Source organism: Rhizobium sp. Root708, from assembly GCF_001429725.1.
Lineage (GTDB): Bacteria > Pseudomonadota > Alphaproteobacteria > Rhizobiales > Rhizobiaceae > Rhizobium.
The window spans coordinates 178,085-200,265 of sequence record NZ_LMHV01000023.1 but is presented as its reverse complement, the minus strand read 5'-3'; the positions used below and the strand labels follow the sequence as shown (position 1 = coordinate 200,265).

The window sequence follows — 22,181 nt, the reverse complement described above, 5'->3', positions numbered from 1 at the left end:
AAGGAGACGAGATGAGCTGGCTGATAGGCATCATTCTTGGCCTTCTTCTGCCTTGGCTGATAAGGCGGCATGCGTTGTTGCATGCCTTCTCCTTCTTCGGTGTCGGCGCCGGGTGCACGCTTTGGGCGATCATCTGCATCGTCACTGTCCCGATCATGATCTCCGGCTCCAAGGCCGCAGCGGTGCTCACCATGGTCGATATCGCATTTTCGCTCTGCGGAACACCTGTCGGGTTCGAAGTGTTACCTCCTAACCGGAGCACAACGGAGAAGATTTAACCAGCGGAGAAAACCTATGTCCTTCAATGTATTAATAGTAGAAGATCAGCCTTTGGTCGCTCTCAATCTGCAAGATACCGTCGAGGAACTTGGGCACCACGCTGTTGGCATCGCCAGCAATATGTATCAGGCCCTGTTGCTCGCCGATCACGTGGACATGGCACTTGTCGACGTGAATCTCGAGGGTGGACCCACCGGCCCGATCGTCGGGCGAACATTGGCGGAGGCGGATGTGACCGTCTTGTTCATGACCAGCGATCCAGGGGCTCTCAGAGGCGGCGTTCCGGGCGCATTGGGCGTCCTTCAAAAGCCGGTCCTTGATCTCGAACTGATCGAAGCCATCCAGTTTGCAGCCGATCGTCGTGCCGGGCGGACGGACATCCACCCACCGAGAGGTCTGTTGGAATTTCCCCAGGACGTGCCGGGCGCAAATGGAACACCTCCATTGGGGTTCTCGTCCTGATAGAGCCGCATTCAACGCCTGGAATTGCCGAAGAAACAAACGATATCAACGTTGTATCTCTCGCGCATCGGCGGGATACATAACCACGCGGTTGCGACCCGCTCTCTTCGCGAGATACAACGCCTTGTCGGCTTGGCGCTGGAGCATCTCGGACGAGACGGGCTCGCCGCCACGTTTGTACGCGGCAAGGCCGATGCTGACGGTGACATAAGGGCCAAGGGCGGAACTCGGGTTGGCCAAGGATGCAGCCTCCACCCGGCTTCTTATCTTCTCGGCGACGATTGACGCATCCTGTCCGTCGGCGTCCGGAAGAAGCACGAGGAATTCCTCCCCACCATAGCGCGCCACGTGATCATGCTCGTCCCGCAGGCTGCTTTGTATGATCCCTGCGACCTTCACCAGGCAGCGGTCCCCTTCGCCGTGGCCGAGGCTGTCATTGAGCTGCTTGAAGTGATCGACGTCGCACATCAGGATTGCAACACCTTTCATCGGCTCAAGATCCTCGCTCCAGGCCCGGTTGAGGGTTTCCATCATCCATCTGCGATTGGCGATGCCAGTGAGAGGATCGGTTCGGGCAAGCAATTCCAGGCGCGAATTGGCATCCGTCAGTTCTGCGAGGCGTGCGCGATCGCGCAGCTCAAACAGGAATGTCTTGTGGGCCAGAATATTTGCCGTTCGACGGGCGACCAGCGTCGCAATCACGCCGCTCGCGAAAAACAGCGCGCCTGCAAGGGCACTCCCTGTTCCAATGTCCGGATTTCGCAATTGGAAGACCAGATAAAGGCCGAGCGCGAAAGCCGCGATCGACATCGACCATTTGAAGGGGATGGGAAAGATGATGATCGCCGTCACCGCGACAAAGATCATGATCGTCAGGTGTCGCTCGTAATATTCGCCCCCGGCATTGACGGCAACCAGAGCGACTGACAGCAGGATCAGGAACATGCCCAACTGGATAGCGACGCCCTGCATCCACAGAGGGCGCTGCTTCAGGAATACGGCGCCGACCGCGAGTGCGGCGGGAGGCAAGATCGAAGCCGGCGCCAGCATAGGAACAACCGAGCCGGGCGATAGCAGCACTGCGTTGACGGCCAATGTCAGCACGTCGAGAACGATGACCCAGGCCATCCAGGCGCGGATGATTTTCGCTGTCGACGACCATGATCGGGCGCGGAAAAGTTCGGCGAGATCGGTGCTCAGGCGTATATCGCGCGTGCGCCCCGCGAGAAGGCGATCAACTTCGCCAACGATCGCGGGCGTCAACCGTTGAAAGGTCTTTTTCGCGGAAGTTTTGATCGTGTCCGAAGAGCTAGCTACTCGGTCAGTGTCCATCCGTTGAGATTTAGGGGCGAGCTGAGCGGAAGCAAGCACGTTGCGATGAGCGGCGATGATGTTGAGGGCGTTATCTTAACGAGTCGTGCCGCGACCACAGGCGCATAGGACGCTGTTTCATGGCGGGACGGATCGGGCGCGGCAGGAACGTCTGCGTGCGTTAGCATCGCTCAGTTCGCATGCAGGATCATCAATCCAACCACACTCATGGTGGCAAGCGCCAACATGGAGAGAATGCCGGCAAGAAGCACGCGACCGCCGGATGCGAAAACGGTTCTCATGTTCACGGACAGTCCGAGCGCCGCCATGGAGACAATGGTAAGGTAGGTCGATCCGGCCTTTGTAATGGTGAGAACGGTGGCTGGGATGAAGTCGAGACTGCGTAGAACCATCATCCCGAAGAAACCGACTATGAACCACGGCACAAGATGTGCGAGCGACGGTCGGGCTGCGCTCTGATTGCCCTTTTTCAGCCTCAACAGCAGCACGACCGGTCCCAGCATCAGCACCCGCATCAGCTTCACCAGAGTGCCGATCTGCACGCTTGCGGCCCCGATTGGCGCGGTGGCGGCAAGCACCTGCGGAACCGCGTAAACCGTCATGCCGGCCAAGACGCCATACTGCCATTCGCTGAGGTGACTGGCAGGAAAAAGGGGAGGCAGCACGAGGACGACGACGATCCCGAGCGCGGCCGTAAACGCGATCGAAGCAGCGACGTCGTCGGAGCGCGCGCCGATCACCGGAGCGGCGGCGACAATGGCCGAGTTCCCGCAAATCGAGTTTCCACAGGCGACCAGCGTGGCAAGTTGGTCATGCAGCCCAAGCAGTCTGCATATGCCGTAGCTTATCATCAGCGACAACAACACGGTTCCGACCACAACGAGGATCATCTTCGATCCAGCGTCGGCGACTGTCGAGACGCTCACGGAAGCGCCGAGAGACACGATTGCAAACTCCAGAAGAACCTTGCTCGAAAACGCAACGCCGGGCTTCAACGACGGCCGCAGGCCAAAGACTGTATGCCAGAGGGTGCCCAACAGGATAGCAATCACGAGCCCGTCAAGTAGCTCGAAACCGGTCAGGGTTCTTTCTCCGAAGACCAGGAGTTGGGACACGACAGTTACCGCGATAGCAGCAATTGTGCCGGGAACAATCTCCGGCAATTTCGAAAAGGTCGACATGAAAGCTCCAATGCAATCAGCATCTGAAGGCTATTCTTCCATTCCATTTCGATCTATCGAATAATAATGCATGGTTTATTCTGAAAATGAGAACGATTTCGCATGACGTTTGAACAGTTGACCATTTTCGTGGCGGTCGCCGAACGTGAGCATCTGACCCAGGCCGCCGTTGCGCTGCGGCTGACGCCCTCAGCAGTCAGCGCCTCGATCAAGGCGCTTGAGAACTTCTATTCCGTCGTGCTCTTCGACCGCGTTGGCCGCGGCCTCCGGTTGACCAGGGAGGGGAGGGTGTTTCTGCGCGAAGCAAAGGAAACGCTCGCCCGCGTGAAGACGACGGAGGCCGTTCTTGCCGAGTTGGGTAATCTCAGCACCGGACAGTTGGATGTTCATGCAAGCCAGACGATCGCCAATTATTGGCTGCCGCCGCTGCTTCTCGGGTTCTCCCAAGCCTATCCGGGCGTGAACGTCAATCTTACGATCGGCAACACTTCGACCGTCGCAGCAGCGGTAATCAGTGGTGACGCGGAGCTCGGCTTCATCGAGGGGACGCTGGACGAACCGGCACTTTCCAGTTCCACCATCGCCAACGATCGGCTGGTGGTGGTGACTGGTGCCGCAAATCGAAATGAGGTCCTCATCGAAGACCTCGCGCGAGAATGCTGGATCATGCGTGAGGCCGGATCGGGAACACGGTCGGTACTTGAACAGGCGCTTCGTGGCATGGGCATGGATTCCGCCGCGCTCAACGTGTCCCTTGTTCTTCCATCCAATGAGGCGGTGTTGTCGGCCGTTCGCAGCGGTACCTGCGTGACGGCGCTCTCGGAGACCATCGTGACGCCGTTTGTCGAGAACGGCCAGTTGCGCGTGCTCGACGTCGAGTTGCCACCACGGCGGTTCACGCTGCTGCGGCACAAGGAAAGGCATCGCACTGCGCCGGCCCGAGAGTTCGAGGCTTTTTGCCGGGCGCACGCCTGACCGGTTGGCTCAGACATACATCGCCATTTCATGCCAGCTCATGCCGCCATATTCATATGGAGATGGTCTGACGTGGCGGTACTCGGCGGTCTCTACTCATCTGTCTCATTTGTTGCTTCAGGCTCTACCCGCACAGCTGAAATGGCAGATCTGACTCATCAGAACTATGGGTGCAGGTTTGGACCCCGTTAAACTTTAGACTGTTACGCACGGGTACCCCTTTGGCCATGACGGCTGCATTCCGCCAACTGAAAATATCTGGAGTTCATATGAGAATCCGTGGCAAGATCTACGCGATCGTGGCCGTCATGGCGCTCGTCGCACTGCTGATCGGCTCGATCGGCATCTACACAATCAATGTCTACGACGACCGCGTCGGTGCGCTGGAAAACATTTCCCTGCGAAGCAAGATGGGCGAGAAGCTCAACCGGCTGGTGACAGCAGTCGTCATGGACCTCAGGGGCGCCTACGCCGCCGAGTCCACCCAGGCTGCACAGACCTATGCCGATGGTGCGTCGAAGTCGCTCGCCCAGATGAATGATCTTGTTGCTACCTGGAAACCCGCTGTTCCGGACTGGGAGAAAACCGAGTTCGCACAGCTCGAACAAGCTGCGCAGGCGTTCACGGTACTTCGCACGGAAACCGCGCGGCTCGCCGTAACTGAAGGTCCCGCTGCCGCTAGCAAGCAGGGCAACACCGACGAGAACCGCGCCAACCGGAAGTCGTTCCAGAAAGAAATCGACGACATCGTCGCCGCAGACGAGGCTCGTCTTCAGGAAGTAACCGAGGACCTCCGTTCTTTCCAGCAGAACGTCATGATCGTCACGCTCCTTGCGACCTTCGTCGGTATCCTCGGCGGTGTCGGCCTTGCCTTCTATATCGCGACGCATCAGGTCAGCCGGCCGATCGGCCGCGTGACCGCGACAATGAAGTCGCTCGCCGATGGAGACTATTCCACCGAGGTGCCGTATGTCGGCCGCCCGGACGAGATCGGCGACATGGCCGCCGCAGTTGAGGTGTTCAAGCGTAACGGCATTGAAGTGCAGCGCATGAATGCGCAGGAAAATGCAATGCGTCAGAAGAGCGACAACCTTCAGGCCGGACTCGCGACGGTCGTGTCGTCGGCTGCCGACGGTGATTTCTCGCGCCGCATCGACAAGACCTACGACGATGAGAACCTCGACGCCTTCGCGCGCAACGTCAATGCACTCGTGTCTTCCGTCGAGATCGGCGTCGGCGAAACGAACCGGGTAGTGAGCCTGCTGGCCGACGGCGACCTTACGCACACCATGCACGGCGATTTCAAGGGCGTCTTTGCTCAGCTGCAGCGCAATGTGAACAACACGATCTCGCGCTTGCAGGACACCATCTCCGACATTCGTTCCGCAAGCGATACGCTGAGTGGCAACAGCGCCGAACTGCGGGCGTCTTCCGACAACCTGTCGAAGCGCACCGAGCAGCAGGCTGCCGCTCTCGAGGAATCTTCTGCTGCACTCGATGAAATCACCGCCGTGGTGAAGAACTCGACGGACCGGGCGAAGGAGGCGAGCCGTATGGTCTCTAATGCGAGAGACCGTGCCGGCGAATCCGCACGCATCGTTGCGAGCGCGATCGAGGCGATGGGAGCCATCCAGCACGCCTCGCAGGAAATCACGCAGATCATCAACGTCATTGACGAGATCGCTTTCCAGACGAACCTGCTGGCGCTCAACGCCGGCGTCGAAGCAGCGCGCGCCGGTGAGGCGGGCAAGGGCTTTGCTGTCGTCGCACAGGAAGTGCGAGAACTCGCGCAGCGTTCGGCGACTGCCGCGAAAGACATCAAGACGCTTATCAACAAGTCGGCGGAAAGCGTCGGCTCCGGTGTGCAGCTTGTCGAACAGACCGGAAGTGCCCTTGGCGAGATCGAGAACTATGTTGTCGAGATCAACGAGCGCATTCAATCCATCGCCACCGCATCGCAGGAGCAGTCGACGGGTCTTGCGGAAGTGAACACGGCCGTGAACCAGATGGACCAGGTCACGCAGCAGAACGCCGCGATGGTCGAAGAGACCTCGGCTGCCACGCACAAGCTGTCGTCGGAAGCTCAGAACCTCGCAAGACTGGTATCGCAGTTCAAGCTCAGGCAGGTTGCTGCGCGGCTCGCTGCCGCGTCCGATCGCCAGGCCGAGACGCCTGCGGTTCATCGCCTGACGGCTCGCGTCGCCAAGGCCGTAAACGGCCGCGGCTCCGACAGCTGGCAGGAATTCTAAGGAAATCTGCTTGAACAACGGGAGGCGGTTGCAAACATTCGAAGCCGCCTCCTGAACGATCTGCCCAGATAGAAATGGTCGAAGGCGTAGCCCGTGTGATCCGGCAGTTCGTCCTTCTCGTGAGGCTTCCACCTAACAGCTTGACCATCTGTGAATTTCCTTCTCATATCCTGCGAACCTTCACCGGCTACCGCCGCTGCCACCTGCATTCTATCTCTTCTTTCAACAGGGGCCGGCCCTGGTCACGTCGCCGGCACGAAAGGATAAGATAATGACTCTGAAGGATATTCTGCCGAGCAAGCTCGGTTTCGGTGCCGCTCCGCTTGGCAACATGTTTCGCGACATTCCGGAACCGGAAGCGATCGAAACAGTCGAGGCTGCATGGAAGGACGGCATCCGCTTTTACGACAATGCGCCCTTCTACGGCGCCGGTCTCGCCGAGATCCGCATGGGCGAGGCGCTCGCGGACAGCCCCGCGATCAATATGTCATCGGCACCAAGGTCGGCAGGGTCATTCTCGATGAGATCGAGGACGTCAGCGCGCGCGATCTAGGCGAAAAGGGCGATGTCTTCAAGTACGGTCGCCCCAACAAGATCGTCAACGACTACTCGGAAGATGCCACCCTGCGCTCGATCGAGGACAGCCTGAAGCGGCTGAAGACGGATCGTATCGAGATCGCCTGGGTTCATGACGTTGCCCAGGATTTTTATGGCGACGAGTGGCTCAGTGTGTTCGAAAGTGCGCGCAAGGGTGCCTTCAAGGCGCTGGACCGGTTGCGCGACGAAGGGGTGATCAAGGCCTGGGGCCTCGGCGTCAATCGCGTCGAGCCTATCGAGTTGCTGCTTGCACTTGACGGTCCTCGTCCGGATGGTTTCCTGCTGGCGGGCCGCTACACGCTGCTCGATCACGATCGAGCGCTTCAGCGCCTCATGCCTCAGGTTGCCGAACGTGGTCTCGGCATCGTCGTTGGCGGCCCGTATAGCTCGGGCGCGCTGGTAGGCGGCCCGAATTTCGAATATGCGCCGGCGACACCTGCAATCCTCGACAGGGTGGCACGGATCAAGGCGATCGCGGATCGTCACGGTATCAGCATGAAGGCAGCGGGCCTGCAATTCTCGCTTGCGCATCCGGCGGTCGCGGCCGTCATCCCCGGCGCCAGCAAGCCTGGGCGCATCGCGGAGGATCGGGCGGCTCTGGACGAGGTTGTTCCCGCCGATTTCTGGCGCGAAATCCGTCAGGCCAGCCTCGTCAACCCGGATGCGCCTCTGCCGTTCCTGGGCTGACAATAAAAGCCCCGTTCACCTTTGTGTGGGCGAGGCTTTACCGTGAAATCGAGGTAGGCGCACGCGCCGGCATGAATTGCGTACCGCGATAGAGTGGATTGGGTCACAGCAGGTACATGGCGTCCGAATTCCTTCAGCCAGGAAGGGAAATCAGGTGCGACAGCAAAGCACTATGACGACGGGTTCTGAGGCGTATTGTAGGTAGACTGCACCGTTGAACTTCCACGTCGAAGCAACGATGGCGTCTTGAGGACGAGGAGGCGGGTTCGATGGCACGCCGAGCGCGAATTGAGATGGCAATTGTAATCGCAGCGTTGGCGGCTGGAGCTGCCGGCTGTACCACTTCATCCGCAGAAATCCAGCCCCTGCCAGGTAGTCTGACATACAATGGCAGGGTAATCCATTCTCCTTACAGGCCGGGTGCCGTGGTAAAGCACACCTTCCTCGGAAAATTTGGTTATCGGGTATCGGAACGCTATGTCGTTCAGCCCGATGGGACTCTCAAGCTGACCTACCAAAACGTTGGTCAGGACTATTATATCGAGTAGCGACTAGTTATCGCTCGCGAAATCGACAGACGAGATTTCGACCGACCATTCCAGATCTTTTGGCGACGGCCCGCCTGGTAGTGTTTCAAGACCTCTATAGTGGTTGAGAGCCCAGCATGTTCCGTAGGTTCCACGAGGCTCGATGATCTTGTAGCTGGTGAGATAGTCGGAATATGCCTCGATGCTGAAGCCCGGGCGTTTTGCGAGCAACCGGAAACGTATCACATTCGCCTGACGTTCGGAGCCGTTGGTGAACTGAACAAAGACAGGCTTCGCTGGATCGAGGCAACCGTCGGTCCCCTTGCTCGTACCCACGACCAGGCTAGCCGAGTCGTTGCGGTCGGATTGCTGCAGATAGACATATGTCGCGACGACGGCTGCCACGAAGATAACGACGATCAGGGCAAATAACGTTGGGCGGGGAAACAGGAAATAGCATACCAGCACGATCGGAACTGCGAGTAACAAGAGGATCATTTGGCCTGCTCCATTCCAGTCATGAGCTAATGCACGGATCGTCCGCATGCAAGGTCGGCGGGTCGTGGTCGTGCTTTTGAAGGTGTTTGGTTCGGCTTTTTTCGGGAAGATGGCACGCCGGCGTGCGCTATCGCGCCTGGCGCACTACATAACTCGTCATGCTGAGCACGACCGAAAATCCACGCATACGCGTTATCGATCTCGAAACCGGCGGAAACGGCGCGAACGACGTTTGCGAGATCGGGTGGCAGGATGTCGCCCTTGGTGCAGATGGACGCTGGCAGGTCGGCGAGGATCGCGGCGCGCGGTTCGTCAACCCGGGTCGTCCGATCTCTCCGGATACGATGGCGGTACACCACATCCTCGACGAGCAGGTCGCAGACGCACCACTGTGGAAGCAGGTCGCTCCGAGTGTGCTTCGACCGGTCGGCGGCGTTACGGCCCTGGCGGCCCATCGCGCAACGTTCGAACAGCGTTACTGCAGACCGAGCATGACCGGAGGGTCTCCGTGGATCTGTACATGGAAGTGTGCGTTGCGCGTATGGCCCGATCTTCCCCGCTTCTCGAACCAGATGCTGCGATACCAGCGCATGCCGGTCGGGCTGGTGCACGAGATCGGTCTTCCAGCGCATCGTGCGATGCCTGATGCGTATGTAACTGCCCATCATCTGCGTGACCTTCTGAATGAGGCGTCACTTGAGCAACTGCTTGCCTGGAGCCTCGAGCCCGGATTGCTGCCACGGGTGCCATCCGGACCAGACCGCGGAAGATCGTGGGATCGGCTTACGTCGGATGCCTTGATCGAGTTCACCCGGAACAAGGACATTGATGTCAGGTTCTCGGCGAACAGCGAACTTCGCCGTCGTGGTGAAAATGTTTCCGGACAAGCGATTGAGGTGGTGCAGGACCGACTTCTGTGATTGTGCTGCGCTTTCAATAGTGGCGGGAATGCCAATGGAGAACAAAGAGCGATGACACCGGCACCAAGTGAAGCTGAACTGGCGACAGCCCCGATCCTTGAAGGGTGGCTGCTGGAACAGCCCGCAGACAGCGAGCCGTGGCTGTACGCGTGGTTCTTCGGTGATCCTGATGTCGAGGATGGAGACCATAGTCATACATCCGCTGTGCTCAAGATCGACGGGAGTTCTCCGCCAGCCTGGGCGAGGACCGAATATCGGCTCTATCGTCTGGGCGCTTGGTATCCTCCAGCCGAGCGAGAAATCCGTTACTGGGCGCAGAAGCTGCGACAGCGACGTGCCCTGCCATTGGGAGATGCTCCCGGAGGCGGCGACGACATCGATGAGATGATTGCCTTCATCCGGGAGGAGAGGCCCTTGCCGGAGCGAAGGTTGATGCGCATGGAGCGCGCGTATCGGGAAGAGTGCGAGCGATTGACCGAAGTCGATGCGCTACGCGCTCCTGTCCCGACCGCCGAGATTCCGATCCGTTAGAAGCGCTGCGGTGCCGCAGGCTTGTTGCCGACAATGGCGTCAATCCGCGCGAGCACGTCCGCAGTGACCTTTTCCTTGTTCGCCAGTGCAGCCAGATTGTCTTCCAACTGGCTTTTCCGCGATGCGCCGAGGATGACGGTCGAGACACGGGGGTTCGCCAGGCACCAAAGCAAGGCAAGATGCGTGATGGAAACTCCGATCTCATCGGCGAGCTTCGCGAGCTGACGAACATGCTCGAGTTGAGTACGGCCCGCCGGGCTGGACAGTTTTTCCTTCAGCCATTCGTAGCCGGGAAGGTTCATGCGGCTGCCATCGGGGACGCCGCTGTTATATTTCCCGGTCAGGACGCCTGATGCGAGCGGCGACCAGATCGTCGTTCCCAAGCCGAGCAGGTCGTAAAGGGGCAGATAATCGGCCTCAACTTTCTGGCGCTCGAAGATGTTGTACTGCGGCTGCTCCATCGTCGGTGGGGTGATGCGCAGGTCACGCGCCACCGCGTAGGCTTCTGTCAGCTGCTGCGCGGACCACTCGGATGTTCCCCAGTAAAGAACCTTGCCCTGCGTCACGAGATCGTGCATTGCCCGCACGGTTTCCTCGATCGGAGTGTCGATGTCGGGGCGGTGGCAGAAGTAGAGATCGAGATAGTCGACCTGCAATCGCTTCAGAGCGGCGTGTGCGGCGTCGGTGACGTGCTTTCGCGAAAGCCCGCGCTGCGTCGGTTTTTGTCCTCCCCAGAAAACCTTGCTCGAGACGATATAGCTGTCGCGGCTCCATCCGAGCGTCTTGAGCGCATTGCCCATGACGACCTCCGAATTGCCGCTTTCATAGCCCTCGGCATTGTCGAAGAAGTTCACGCCGTTGTCATAGGCGAGTTTCATCAGCTCGACTGCATCCCCGCCATCGACCTGCTTGCCGAAGGTCACCCACGAGCCAAATGAGAACTCACTGACCTTGAGGCCAGATTTTCCGAGACGACGATATTCCATGATGAAACCTCCATAAAACAAATCAGCTAAAACGGTTGATTGGGTCAATCTAGGAGTCTGCAGCGACTGCGCAAGCCCGATCTGCATGCTGAAGCATGATGGAAATGCGTCGCCCCAAAACGTCGCTAAGCATTAACCCCAGTCGCTGGCGCCCTTTTGGGGACGTCCGCTCCGGAAGCTGAAGGTGCTTCGGATGCGCCCGGTCGCCAAAACCTTGCGCAGGTTCCAAAACGATCGACCGCGCCACGCTCATGCCGGAATTGTCTGGTTGTTAGCCGCGCGGGCGAGCGAAGGGCACGTTATGGAATTCATCAATCGTTTTGTTGATCAGCCGATGCTTCAGGCAGCGTCGTGGATGCTTCAGGTCTGGCATCGGCGAAGCGGTCGTTCTCCTGAAGCGCTTGGGCCGATATGGAACCTCGTGGTTATCCTGTTCCTGCTTGGCGTGAGCTGCTGGTTTCTTCCCGGAACACCGGGTCTGCTCGCCGCCGGTGCGCTCTTGATGCTGTCGTTTCCGCCTGCGTGGAAACTTCTGACGAAACCCGAGAGCGGCGAATATGACGCGCGCAAGTATCGAGCCATGGCCGCGCTTGCGATCAGAAAGCGGGAGACCGAGTGGGTCGTGCGGATGATCGTGCTCATGATCTCCGCCTGTCTGCCCATGCTGGCCGGCGGTGGCGATGAGGTCGGCCAACTGTTCGTGGTTGGCGCCGGGCTCTGGTTTTCCTTGACGGTTCCCGCGAACGCCTACCTTGCCGCGGCGGAGCCGCCGAATCCCTATGATGGCGACAGTGCATTCACACGCCGCCGCGCGGTCGCAGCGACCTAGCGACGCTTCCGGGACCTGTCTCGGAACCAATCGCCGGCCTCCCCGTTTCCCTGTGGTCAGAATGACGGAGGTGGAAATGCTTTACTATGCTCTCGTATTCCTAGTGGTTGCACTCATTGCCGGCGTGCTCGGTTTTGGCGGTATCGCCGGTGCATCAGCATCAATCGCCCAGATTCTGTTCTTCATTTTCCTGGTTCTCTTTGTCGTGTCGTTGGCTATGCGAGTTCTCAGGCGCTAACGCGGCGGCATCCAAAAAGTCTATGCGGAAGGCGTCGCCCAATGGCGGCGCCAATTTTTTGCCTGCAACTTACATCGACGATAGCTTTAGCTTATCGCCTTGATCAGTAATTCCAACTTAGAGTTATGGTCCGCATCGGTTATGAAGATGGAAGTGGAGGTCGCGGGTCCGCGGTGTCTGGGGATTGCCTTGTGATCCAGGGCTGACCGGCATGTCCTCCCGCTTTCGACGCATCAAGAAACCGAGGAGAAAACAATGGACCAGAAACCCGATAGCGCCGGCAAATGTCCCGTGCCCCATGGCAATACGCCTCGCGGCAGAGGGAACCGTGACTGGTGGCCGGATCAGCTGAACATTCAGATCCTGCACCAGAATTCAGGTCTTTCCGATCCGTTGGGGGCGACCTTCGATTATGCCGAGGAATTCAAGACGCTCGACCTCGATGCGGTCAAGCAAGACCTTCATGCGTTGATGACGGACTCCCAGGATTGGTGGCCGGCCGACTTTGGACACTACGGCGGCCTGTTCATTCGCATGGCATGGCACAGCGCCGGTACCTATCGCATCACCGACGGCCGCGGTGGCGCGGGGCAGGGTCAGCAGCGTTTCGCCCCACTCAACAGCTGGCCTGACAACGTCAACCTCGACAAAGCCCGCCGCCTTCTCTGGCCGATCAAGCAGAAATACGGCAACCGCATTTCCTGGGCCGACCTTTTGATCCTGACCGGTAACGTCGCGCTCGAATCCATGGGCTTCAAGACCTTCGGCTTCGCCGGCGGTCGGGCCGATGTCTGGGAGCCGGAAGAGCTTTATTGGGGTCCCGAAGGCACATGGCTCGGCGACGAGCGCTATAGCGGCGAGCGCGAGCTAGCAGAACCGCTCGGCGCCGTGCAGATGGGCTTGATCTACGTCAATCCCGAGGGGCCGAACGGCAATCCAGACCCGCTGGCCTCAGCCCGCGACATCCGCGACACCTTCGCCCGCATGGCGATGAACGACGAAGAAACCGTCGCGCTCATTGCCGGTGGCCATACGTTCGGCAAGACGCATGGCGCGGGAGATCCGTCCTTCGTCGGCGTCGACCCTGAAGGCGGAGAGATCGAGGCACAGGGCCTCGGTTGGTCCAGCAAGTTCAACACCGGCGTCGGGGGCGATGCGATCGGCAGCGGCCTGGAAGTGACCTGGACGACGACGCCCACAAAGTGGAGCAACAACTTCTTCTGGAATCTGTTTGGCTACGAATACGAGCTGGAAACCAGTCCGGCTGGTGCAAAGCAGTGGGTCGCAAAGGGCGCCGGCGAGACGATCCCGGATGCCTTCGACCCTTCGAAGAAGCACCGGCCGAAGATGCTGACCTCCGACCTCGCCCTGCGCTTCGATCCTGTCTATGAGAAGATTTCGCGCCGGTTCATGGAAAATCCGGATCAGTTCGCCGATGCGTTCGCCCGTGCCTGGTTCAAACTCACCCATCGCGACATGGGTCCCAAGGTACGCTATCTCGGTCCCGAGGTGCCTGCCGAAGATCTTATCTGGCAGGATGTCATCCCGGCCGTGGACCACGCGCTGGTCGATGACAAGGACGTGGCAGCCTTGAAGGCGAAGGTGCTGGCGTCCGGTCTGACGGTGCAGGAGCTGGTCTCTACAGCCTGGGCCTCTGCGTCGAGCTTCCGCGGTTCGGACAAGCGCGGCGGTGCCAATGGCGCGCGCATCCGGCTGTCGCCACAGAAGGACTGGGATGCCAGTCAACCGGCGCAGCTGGCGAAGGTGCTCTCCGTTCTCGAGGGAATCCAGAAGGACTTCAATGCCGCGCAGACGGCGGGCAAGAAGATCTCGCTCGCGGACCTCATCGTGCTCGCCGGCGATGCCGGCGTCGAGAAGGCAGCGGGTACCGGCGCAAGCGTTCCGTTCACGCCAGGCAGAATGGACGCGACCGAAGCCCAGACCGATGCTGCGTCTTTCGCTGCGCTGGAGCCACGCGCTGACGGTTTCCGCAACTATGTGAACGCCAACCGCCGACAGTTCCTGAAGCCCGAGGAGGCGCTTGTCGACCGCGCTCAGCTGCTGACGCTGACAGCGCCTGAAATGACGGTCCTAGTCGGCGGCCTGCGCGTGCTGAAGGCTGGCCAGCCGGAGCATGGCGTCCTCACCGACAAGCCCGAGACGTTGACGAACGACTTCTTCGTCAACCTGCTCGACATGGCAACCGTATGGACCCCGGCGGCCGGCAAGCAGGGCGTTTACGAAGGCCGCGACCGCAAGACGAACGCCTTGAAGTGGACCAGCACTCGCGTTGATCTGATCTTTGGATCGCATGCGCAGCTCCGCGCTCTTGCTGAAGTCTATGGCTCCTCCGACGCCAAGGACAAGTTCGTGCGGGACTTCATCGCTGCCTGGACAAAGGTGATGAACGCCGACCGTTTCGACCTTGCTCGGCGGTAACAGATGACAATTGTGCCTGGGCGCCCTTTGCAAGGCGCCCAGGCTAAATCGAGATTGCTGTGGATACCGTCGACCCGCAGCGGCGCTTCGCGCTGGAGGCCGGCGTCGGTCAGCGGACGACGCTATGGCACGACGATCGCTACCGATGTCGAGGGCTTGATCTTCTCGGTGATGGGTCGGGTCGAACGCTGCGTTGTTCGACCAACAGAAAGAATGAGTTGGGAGGGTGACCCGCGACACTGGAGGCGTTAGATTGAGAGCGTCGGCGTGACGGGGGCTGCGTGTCTTTCGCGTCATATCGAGGCTGGCCGCGCTCGGGTGTCGGATTGCAGTGTGAGAAGGTTCCTATCTAGTCCGATGATCGATCCTGCTCAACCCGATATCTCCGTAACCCCGACGTCAGGCCAACCGCATTGGGTGGTGAGAGCCATTTATGTCGCGCTAGGGTGCCTCATGGCGGCGCTCGGCATCATCGGCGCAATTGTCCCTTTGATGCCGACAACGATCTTCCTTATCCTTGCTGCCTGGTTCTTCGCGCGGTCGTCTCCTCGGTTCGAGGCCTACCTTCTCAATCACCGTTGGTGCGGTCCGCCTTTGCGGGCCTGGCGCGAAAATGGGGCGATCCCGTTGAAGGCGAAGATTCTTGCGGTGTTGGGGATGTCGGGTGGCTACATCGCCTTCTTCCTCGCCGCTTCTCCAGGTGTCTGGCTTGCGCTCCTTGTCGGGATTTTGCTTTGCGGATGCGCCGCCTATGTCGTTTCCCGACCGACTGCGCGTCGATCTACAGCCGCCGAATCTGGCAACTGATGTCACGAACCGTCCATACAGCCTGTTTTAATTCTGACATCCAGTCGGCGCCACCGCTCTCTCAGAGAAACTGCGCTTGACCGGATCACTGCCTATTCGGTTATCTAGCCAATCAGCCACCAGCGCGGGATTAAGTGAGCGCGCTTGCGAGGCGTGGGCAAAGGCGGGGAGCCTATGGGGCAGGGGTATTGGAGGACGCTGAGGGGGATCTTGGTCACCTGGGCCATGCCCTTACGGCTGCATCTCAGCGTTATCATTCTCGGGCTGTTGGCCTGTACCTCGCTGCCGCTGATATTCATCACCTATAGCCAAGGAAAGTTCGCTGCAGTCTCAACGGGCGAAGGCCAGATGCGGCAGCTAGGGTTGAGGGTCATCGAGGATTACCGCAACGTCTTCCGGGAAGGCTATTCGGCAATCGTCGCGGCGTCAGCCGTACCGGAGATGACGACGCCACCTTCGTATGACGTGGATACCAAGGAAGCGTTTCTGCTGAACGTGCTCCGATCCTCTTTTCGCGTCGATAATCTCTATGCGGGTTATCCCGACGGCAGCTTTGTTCAGGTCGTTGATGCGGCTGACAATGCCGAATGGCGCAGCGACATGAATGCGCCTGCCGAGGCGGCCTACGCGGTGCGGACGATCGACCGGTCGAATGGCGGTCCCAACGCCGTCTGGACGTTTTATGGCAAGGATATGCGGCTGCTGAGAAGGGCGGCGGATCGCGATGATATCTTCGACCCACGCACCAGGCCCTGGTACACGGCCGCTGTCGGCGTGAGCAAGGCGATCTCCGTCGGCCCCTATATCTCGGCATCAACCAATTTCCTGACGATGACAGTCGCAACGCCAACGGCGGCGAACCGACACGTGGTGATCGGAGCAGACGTGATGCTCGTTACGCTTGGAGATATCGTCGATATCAGTGCCGTCTCAGAGCACGCCCGGGCATATGTTTTCGATCAGGATGTTAAACTGATGGTTCATTCGGACCGAGACCTGATGAGCGAAGTCAGGGGAAGGCTCCGTCGTGGCAGGGAGGTATCCTTGGCTGACTTCGCTCACGTCGATCCAGCCCTTCCTGCTGTTGCGCATCTGATCGAATCCGGCCGTGCGGAGGTAGGGACTGTCACTCATTTTCAGGCAGGAGCGCGCGAATATCTTGCCGAGGTCTTTCATGAAGCGGTGGCCGGGCTCGGACGAAAATACACGGTCGCGATCGTCGCGCCGTTGAGCGACCTGGTAGGACCAGTCGAACAGAGATTGACGCGAAATCTCGCGATCGCCGCAGCCTGTCTTGCGTTGGGCATCCTGGCGGCGGTCTTCATCTCGCGCCTCGTCAGCCGATCGCTTTATGATGCTCGCCGAGGAGGCGACGCAGTTGGGAAAACTGGAGGTTCGCGAAAGCCGGATCGTCCATTCGTGGATTTCCGAGGTGAATGCGCTCGCGAAAGCGCTGCGGTCGGCACGACATGCGATCAGTACCTTCTCGCTTTATGTGCCCCGGGAACTCGTACGCAGGATCGTGATTGCAGGTCAGGCGAATGTCGGCGCCGCGGTCCGGCAGGATGTCACCGTGCTTTTCACCGATATCCGCGACTTCACGACCATCTCGGAAGAGAATTCACCCGAGGAGGTCGTTGCATTGTTGTCGGAATATTTCGAGGCCCTCAACAAGATCGTCGAGCGTCACGGCGGGACGATCGTGCAATACATGGGCGATGCCATCCTCGCCATGTGGAACGCTCCCTTGCATGATCCTGATCACGTCGAACACGCATGCCATTGCGCGCTCGCCATGAAGCAAGCGGTGGATGCAATGAACCACGCGAATAGTGTGAGCGGACGCCCCGTGCTCATCACACGGTTCGGACTGCACACCGGCGCTGCGGTGGTGGGAAGCGTCGGCGCCGAGGCGCGGCTACAGTACACCGCGATCGGCGACACGGTGAACATTGCCTCCCGTCTCGAGGGACTCAATCGGCAGTATGGAACGTCGATTCTCGTCAGTGGCGCGATCCGGGATACCGTCGGCCAGCTTTTCGAACTCGCTCCGGTTGGCGTCGTCAGCGTCAAGGGCCGAAGCGGGCAGACGGAGTTGCTCGAACTCAGAGGCGCGATCTGAAGGCGGTCGTAGATTGGCGTCTGTCACTCGGTTGCTTATGGCGTGGGGCTGACGATTCGTCCGTGTTGTCGCAGCACAAGCGCGACAGCGCCCATGACTGTATCGTCATTCCCGAGGAATTTGGCCACGACGAAGCGCGGGGCGCTGACGCCGGGAAGATCGGGATGCTGCAGCGTGTGGCGATTGAAGCTCCGCTCCAGCGGTTCCAGGAAGGCTTTGCCGATCGTCGCGAGCTTGCCTGCGATGACGAAGAGCGGCGGGTTGAGGATCGACGACGTGATGCCCATGCCCCAGCCGGCCTTTACGGCAGCATCCTCGATGAAGCGCCTGTAGCCGATCCGGCCCTCGCGGGCGCGCTCCACGAACTGATCGATGGTTACGGGTTGGCCGCTGAATTCCTCGGCGCGGCGGATCAGATGGTAACCGCCGACATAGGTCTGAAGGCAGCCGCGATTGCCACAACGACAATAGGCACCTTCCGGGTCCAGGACGATGTGACCGAATTCGGCCGCGCTGCCGCTGACGCCGCGGACGACTGCGCCGTCACGCACGATCGCGCCACCGACGCCGAGGTCGAACTTGTAGAGGATGAAGTCGCTTTCGCCGACCGTCGAGCCCCAGGTCATCTCGGCGAGCGCACCGCAATGGCTCTCGTTTTCGGCATGCAGTGGGCAATCCAGCCGCGTCGAGAATATTTCCGCGAGATCGACGCCGGCCCATGTTGGCAGGACGTCGCCATTCAGCACCTTGCCGTCGTAGCTGAGTGGCGCGGAAATCGCCACGCCAACGCCGAGGAGGTCGGCGATGGTGATGCCGAGCGATTGGCATTGCGTTGTCAGGCTATCTCTAACCTGGTCGGCGGCCTCTTCCGGCGTGTAGTCGCGGCGGATCGGAATCCAGACGTCCGATAGCACCGCATGCGTCATGTCGCAGATGACAATGCGTATTTCGCCGAGGCCCAGCAGAACGCCGGCGCAGCGGCCTGATCCTGGGCTAAGCGAAAGCAGCTGAGACGGCCGCCCGAAGCCGCTGGCCTTGGCATCGACGTCTATGACGATGCCGGTGTCCCTCAGTTCGGTCAGCGCGGTTGAAACCGTTGAGCGGCCAAGACCTGTCGATTTTGAAAGCTGCCCCGCTGTCGCCGCGCCGAAGGCGGCGAGCCCTCGAACGAGCCGGCCGGCCGGCGAATCGTGGTCGAGGAAGAGTTCGTTGATATTTTGCATGAGCCGCCTCCTTCTTGCGTTTTGAACTGAACTCGCGCGTCGAGTCAACTTTTTTCAATCGGCGGAAATGGCCGATACGCACAATGCATTATGATGTACAGGTGAATTAAGTCAGGCGAAATAATAGGCGATGACCGCATAGTTAATTCTAAAATGACAAAAGTAATTGACAGTTTTGAACGCGTTTGGTTGATTGTGGTGGCGGCAGAGGACCGCTCAGGGAGGCTTCGATGAAGAATGGTTTGACCGCCACGCTGTCTGCGTTGGCGATGAGTGCAGCGCTTGTTGCGGGCGCCGCCAATGCGGGTGAGGTGAAAATCTGGACGCTCACCTTTGACAACAACTCCGCCAATGTGGCGTGGGACAAGATCATCAAGGAATTCGAAGCCGCCAACCCCGGCGTCACCGTTACGCGGGAAGGCCGCTCCGTGGACGAGCACAAGGCAGCGCTTCGCGTTGCCGCGCAGTCCAGCCAGGGGCCGGACATCTACTTCATGTGGGCAGGTCTCGGGTTGGGCGGCGAATTCGTCAAGGCGGGCCTGTCGAAGCCGTTGGACGAAGCTTACACGAAGTACGACTGGGATAAGCGTCTCGTCGGCACCGCCGGAAGCTTCTCCAAGATCTATCCCGGCGGACGTAATGGCGTGCCGTACACCTTTCACGGCGAAGGAATCTATTACAACAAGGAGCTGTTCGCCAAGGCCGGCATCGCCGCGCCTCCGACGACCTATGACGAGTTGAAGGCCGACGCTGCCAAGCTCAAGCAGGCCGGGATTCCGGCGATGACATTCGGCGGCACGGTCAACTGGCACCTGATGCGCCTGATGGACGTCATCCTTGAAGCCAAGTGCGGCGCTGAAAAGCATGACCAACTGATGGACATGAAGCTCGATTGGGGCACGGAAGCATGTGCTGCCGCAAGCTTCCAGGAGCTGAACGACTGGTCGCAGAACTACATTCTCAAGCCGTTCATGGGGATCGACAACTCGCAGAGCTTCAATCTCTTCCTTGCCAATCGCGCGGCGATGATGGTCGAGGGCGATTGGCTGGTCAGCCAGTTGGCAGAGTCCAAGAAGATCGACAATTTCGATCTCTTCCCGTTCCCGACAGGAACCGACCGTCTCTACGGCTTTGCTGAATATCTTTACGTTTCGGCGAAGAGCCCCAATTCCGAAGATGCGACAAAGTTCCTCGACTATCTGCTCTCCGACAAGGTTCAGCAGGAGAATCTCGGCGCGTTCGGCTCGATCTCCGTCAACGCGAACGTCAAGTACTCGAACGTCTCTGCGCTCGACCAGAAATGGATGGATATCTTCGGCAAGTACACGAAGATCTACATGAACGGCGACCAGGCATTCCCGCTCGACGTGACCACGGAATATTGGCGCGTCATCAATGAAGTGGCGTCCGGCAACATCAAGCCTGACGACGCGGGCAAGACCCTGCAGACCTTCATCGCCAATCGAGGATAACCTCCCAAGGCCGAGGCTCCGCGCGTTTCAGGCGGAGCCTCACATAAGGTTTGGAAGAAGAAATGTCGAAAGCGCGCCAATCTATGGGGCCGCAGATGCAGGGCTATGTCCTGCTCGCGCCCGCTCTGGTGGTCTACCTTCTATTTGCCGTCTATCCGATGTTCGACGTCATCCGCATGTCGTTCTCGTCCTGGAACGGCCTCAGTCCGGACGCGAAGTTCGTCGGCCTGGCGAACTATCGGGCGATCATGACGCAGGACCCGGTGTTCTGGGGTGCGCTCACGAATACCATCCTGTGGACGGCCTTTGCCGTGATCATCCCCAACCTTATCAGTTTCTGCCTGGCGCTTGCGCTCAATCAGAACATCCCCGGAAAATCGGGCCTGCGGGTAATCTTCTACCTGCCCGTCATCATTGCCTCGATCGCCGTCGCGACGATCTGGAAGTGGATGTACGACCCGTTCTTCGGTCTCTTCAACAGTCTGCTGACGAGCTGGCATCTGGACGGCTGGATCATGGATTGGCTAGGCGACAAGCAGATTGCCCTCTGGTCGGTCTTCGTTGCGCACGTCTGGCAATCCGTGGGCTTTTCCATGGTGTTGTTTCTCGCCGGTCTCCAGAGCGTCTCGACAACACTCATCGAAGCCGCTCGCATCGATGGGGCAGGGCGCTGGGGAGTTTTCCGTTATGTCACTTTTCCGGCGCTTGTGCCGACCATCACGGTGGTCTTCGTGCTTTCTCTGATCAACTCGCTGAAGGCGTTTGACATCGTTTACGGCATGACTGGCGGCGGGCCGGCCCAGTCGACCCAGATGCTGGCGATGTGGGCCTATACGCAGTCCATGCAGCTTGGCGTTTTCGGCCGCGGCGCCGCCGTTTCCGTCGTTCTGCTGCTGATCACGCTGGTGATTGTCCTGCCTTACATGCGGTGGATGTTCCGCCGCGAGGAGATGGTGCGATGAAGATGTTCTCGCAAGCCTTCCGGCCCGTCGATTCCGCAAAGGTCGACCCCGTTCTCGTCGCGCTGTGGATCGCGTTCATTCTGCTGGCGCTCATCTGGATCACGCCGTTTCTGTTCATCGTCTTCACCTCCCTGAAGTCGAATTCCACGGTGATGGGCTCGAGCGCCTTCATGCCGCCGACCGAACTTGCCCTCGACAATTTCGTCGCGGCCTGGAAACGCGGCAATTTCTCGACCACGGCCTTCAATGGCGTGGTGATCACGGTGATTAAGGTGCCGCTTGGTCTGTTCATCTCGGCGATGGCAGCCTATGCGCTCGCCAAGGTTCCGATGCGGATGAACAAGGCGCTCTTTGCCCTCTTCCTGTTCGGCACCATGCTTCCGTTCCAGGTCATGCTGGCGCCGATCTTCCGGCAGGTGAACGCATTCGGCCTGATCAATACCTATCCCGGGATCATCCTGCCCTACCTTGCCTTCGGCATTCCCTACCAGGTGTTCATTCTCCACGGCTTCTTCTCGGCCGTGCCGAAGGAGCTCTCGGAGGCTGCGCGCATCGACGGCGCTTCGCATTTCACCATCTTCCGACGGATCTTCCTGCCGGTGTCGCTGCCCGTTCTTTCGGCGCTGCTGATCCTTGATTTCGTTGCGACCTGGAATGAGTTCGCCATGGCGCTTGTCATCCTCCAGGATCCGAAGATGTGGACCCTTCCGCTCGGCTTGATGAGTTTCCAGAGCCAGTTCTCGAGCGACTACGGCGAGCTTAACGCCGCCATCATCATGACGGTGCTGCCAGCAGCCATCGTCTACCTCATGTTCCAACGTTATTTCGTCGCCGGTCTGACGACCGGGGCCGTCAAGGAATGATC

At 59.5% G+C, this 22,181-nt stretch carries 21 protein-coding genes and 1 pseudogene; 16 read left to right on the top strand and 6 right to left on the bottom strand.

All coding sequences use genetic code 11. From position 1 onward, the window contains the following. Nucleotides 1-11 precede the first annotated feature (11 nt). Both ASE04_RS15390 and ASE04_RS30120 read left to right on the top strand, forming a co-directional pair. Nucleotides 12-278: a hypothetical protein gene (locus ASE04_RS15390; RefSeq protein ID WP_156408803.1), complete on the top strand. Its 267-nt coding sequence runs from the start codon at nt 12-14 to the stop codon at nt 276-278. Between the two features lie 16 nt (nt 279-294). Further along, entirely contained in the window at nt 295-741 is a 447-nt protein-coding gene (locus ASE04_RS30120; protein WP_082597359.1) for a response regulator, read from the top strand. A gap of 45 nt (nt 742-786) precedes the next feature. Here the strand turns inward: ASE04_RS30120 and ASE04_RS15380 are convergent, their stop codons facing one another. Both ASE04_RS15380 and ASE04_RS15375 read right to left on the bottom strand, forming a co-directional pair. Further along, nucleotides 787-2,073, bottom strand: a complete 1,287-nt coding sequence (locus ASE04_RS15380) for a GGDEF domain-containing protein (protein WP_056818700.1) — start codon at nt 2,071-2,073, stop codon at nt 787-789. A gap of 170 nt (nt 2,074-2,243) precedes the next feature. Beyond that, a complete protein-coding gene (locus tag ASE04_RS15375; RefSeq protein ID WP_056818698.1) occupies nt 2,244-3,254 on the bottom strand; it encodes a YeiH family protein in 1,011 nt (336 codons plus the stop codon). A 102-nt stretch (nt 3,255-3,356) separates the two neighbouring features. Here ASE04_RS15375 and ASE04_RS15370 point away from each other — a divergent pair, with 102 nt between their 5' ends. The 4 genes and pseudogenes from ASE04_RS15370 to ASE04_RS31620 all read left to right on the top strand — a co-directional run bounded on the left by ASE04_RS15370 (nt 3,357) and on the right by ASE04_RS31620 (nt 8,310). Then, nucleotides 3,357-4,229 (top strand): LysR family transcriptional regulator, encoded by an 873-nt coding sequence (locus ASE04_RS15370; RefSeq protein ID WP_056818696.1) that lies wholly within the window; start codon nt 3,357-3,359, stop codon nt 4,227-4,229. A 269-nt stretch (nt 4,230-4,498) separates the two neighbouring features. Then, complete coding sequence (locus ASE04_RS15365; RefSeq protein ID WP_056818692.1) at nt 4,499-6,478, top strand: methyl-accepting chemotaxis protein; 1,980 nt, start codon at nt 4,499-4,501, stop codon at nt 6,476-6,478. Between the two features lie 271 nt (nt 6,479-6,749). Continuing rightward, nucleotides 6,750-7,762 (top strand): annotated as a pseudogene (locus tag ASE04_RS15360) (aldo/keto reductase). Between the two features lie 293 nt (nt 7,763-8,055). After that, nucleotides 8,056-8,310: a hypothetical protein gene (locus ASE04_RS31620; protein ID WP_082597376.1), complete on the top strand. Its 255-nt coding sequence runs from the start codon at nt 8,056-8,058 to the stop codon at nt 8,308-8,310. 3 nt (nt 8,311-8,313) lie between these two features. Here ASE04_RS31620 and ASE04_RS15355 read toward each other — a convergent pair whose 3' ends face one another. Next, nucleotides 8,314-8,787 (bottom strand): hypothetical protein, encoded by a 474-nt coding sequence (locus ASE04_RS15355; protein WP_056818690.1) that lies wholly within the window; start codon nt 8,785-8,787, stop codon nt 8,314-8,316. A gap of 158 nt (nt 8,788-8,945) precedes the next feature. On the opposite strand from ASE04_RS15355, the gene ASE04_RS15350 reads away from it, so the two are divergent. Both ASE04_RS15350 and ASE04_RS15345 read left to right on the top strand, forming a co-directional pair. After that, complete coding sequence (locus ASE04_RS15350; protein ID WP_056818687.1) at nt 8,946-9,707, top strand: exonuclease domain-containing protein; 762 nt, start codon at nt 8,946-8,948, stop codon at nt 9,705-9,707. A gap of 51 nt (nt 9,708-9,758) precedes the next feature. Next, the gene (locus ASE04_RS15345) at nt 9,759-10,238 is read left to right on the top strand and encodes a hypothetical protein (RefSeq protein WP_056818685.1); all 480 of its coding nucleotides are present in this window, start codon (nt 9,759-9,761) and stop codon (nt 10,236-10,238) included. Here the strand turns inward: ASE04_RS15345 and ASE04_RS15340 are convergent. Then, a complete protein-coding gene (locus ASE04_RS15340; RefSeq protein ID WP_056818683.1) occupies nt 10,235-11,224 on the bottom strand; it encodes a potassium channel beta subunit family protein in 990 nt (329 codons plus the stop codon). The two genes, ASE04_RS15345 and ASE04_RS15340, sit on opposite strands and share 4 nt — an antisense overlap. Nucleotides 11,225-11,525: 301 nt before the next feature. Between ASE04_RS15340 and ASE04_RS15335 the strand changes: the two genes are divergently transcribed. The 4 genes from ASE04_RS15335 to ASE04_RS15325 all read left to right on the top strand — a co-directional run bounded on the left by ASE04_RS15335 (nt 11,526) and on the right by ASE04_RS15325 (nt 15,537). Further along, the gene (locus tag ASE04_RS15335) at nt 11,526-12,053 is read left to right on the top strand and encodes a hypothetical protein (RefSeq protein WP_056818680.1); all 528 of its coding nucleotides are present in this window, start codon (nt 11,526-11,528) and stop codon (nt 12,051-12,053) included. Between the two features lie 76 nt (nt 12,054-12,129). Beyond that, nucleotides 12,130-12,291, top strand: a complete 162-nt coding sequence (locus ASE04_RS30110; protein ID WP_082597358.1) for a DUF1328 domain-containing protein — start codon at nt 12,130-12,132, stop codon at nt 12,289-12,291. A gap of 255 nt (nt 12,292-12,546) precedes the next feature. Further along, entirely contained in the window at nt 12,547-14,730 is a 2,184-nt protein-coding gene (gene katG / locus ASE04_RS15330; protein WP_056818678.1) for a catalase/peroxidase HPI, read from the top strand. Nucleotides 14,731-15,063: 333 nt separating this feature from the next. After that, on the top strand, nt 15,064-15,537 hold the full coding sequence (locus ASE04_RS15325; RefSeq protein ID WP_244490418.1) for a YbaN family protein: 474 nt from the start codon (nt 15,064-15,066) through the stop codon (nt 15,535-15,537). Nucleotides 15,538-16,467: 930 nt separating this feature from the next. On the opposite strand, the gene ASE04_RS31615 is transcribed toward ASE04_RS15325, so the two are convergent. Further along, on the bottom strand, nt 16,468-16,629 hold the full coding sequence (locus ASE04_RS31615) for a hypothetical protein (RefSeq protein ID WP_244490417.1): 162 nt from the start codon (nt 16,627-16,629) through the stop codon (nt 16,468-16,470). A gap of 259 nt (nt 16,630-16,888) precedes the next feature. On the opposite strand from ASE04_RS31615, the gene ASE04_RS31610 reads away from it, so the two are divergent. Next, the gene (locus tag ASE04_RS31610; RefSeq protein WP_244490416.1) at nt 16,889-17,659 is read left to right on the top strand and encodes an adenylate/guanylate cyclase domain-containing protein; all 771 of its coding nucleotides are present in this window, start codon (nt 16,889-16,891) and stop codon (nt 17,657-17,659) included. Between the two features lie 35 nt (nt 17,660-17,694). Here ASE04_RS31610 and ASE04_RS15315 read toward each other — a convergent pair whose 3' ends face one another. Continuing rightward, nucleotides 17,695-18,882, bottom strand: coding sequence for an ROK family transcriptional regulator (locus ASE04_RS15315; RefSeq protein WP_056818674.1), 1,188 nt, complete (start codon nt 18,880-18,882; stop codon nt 17,695-17,697). 230 nt (nt 18,883-19,112) lie between these two features. Between ASE04_RS15315 and ASE04_RS15310 the strand changes: the two genes are divergently transcribed. The 3 genes from ASE04_RS15310 to ASE04_RS15300 all read left to right on the top strand — a co-directional run bounded on the left by ASE04_RS15310 (nt 19,113) and on the right by ASE04_RS15300 (nt 22,179). Next, nucleotides 19,113-20,354 carry an ABC transporter substrate-binding protein gene (locus ASE04_RS15310; protein WP_056818672.1) on the top strand — a complete coding sequence of 414 codons (1,242 nt, stop codon included), beginning with the start codon at nt 19,113-19,115 and terminating at the stop codon, nt 20,352-20,354. A 62-nt stretch (nt 20,355-20,416) separates the two neighbouring features. After that, nucleotides 20,417-21,316: a carbohydrate ABC transporter permease gene (locus ASE04_RS15305; protein ID WP_056818670.1), complete on the top strand. Its 900-nt coding sequence runs from the start codon at nt 20,417-20,419 to the stop codon at nt 21,314-21,316. After that, nucleotides 21,313-22,179, top strand: coding sequence for a carbohydrate ABC transporter permease (locus tag ASE04_RS15300; protein ID WP_056818668.1), 867 nt, complete (start codon nt 21,313-21,315; stop codon nt 22,177-22,179). The genes ASE04_RS15305 and ASE04_RS15300 overlap by 4 nt, the downstream gene beginning before the upstream one ends. The last annotated feature ends 2 nt before the right edge of the window (nt 22,180-22,181 follow it).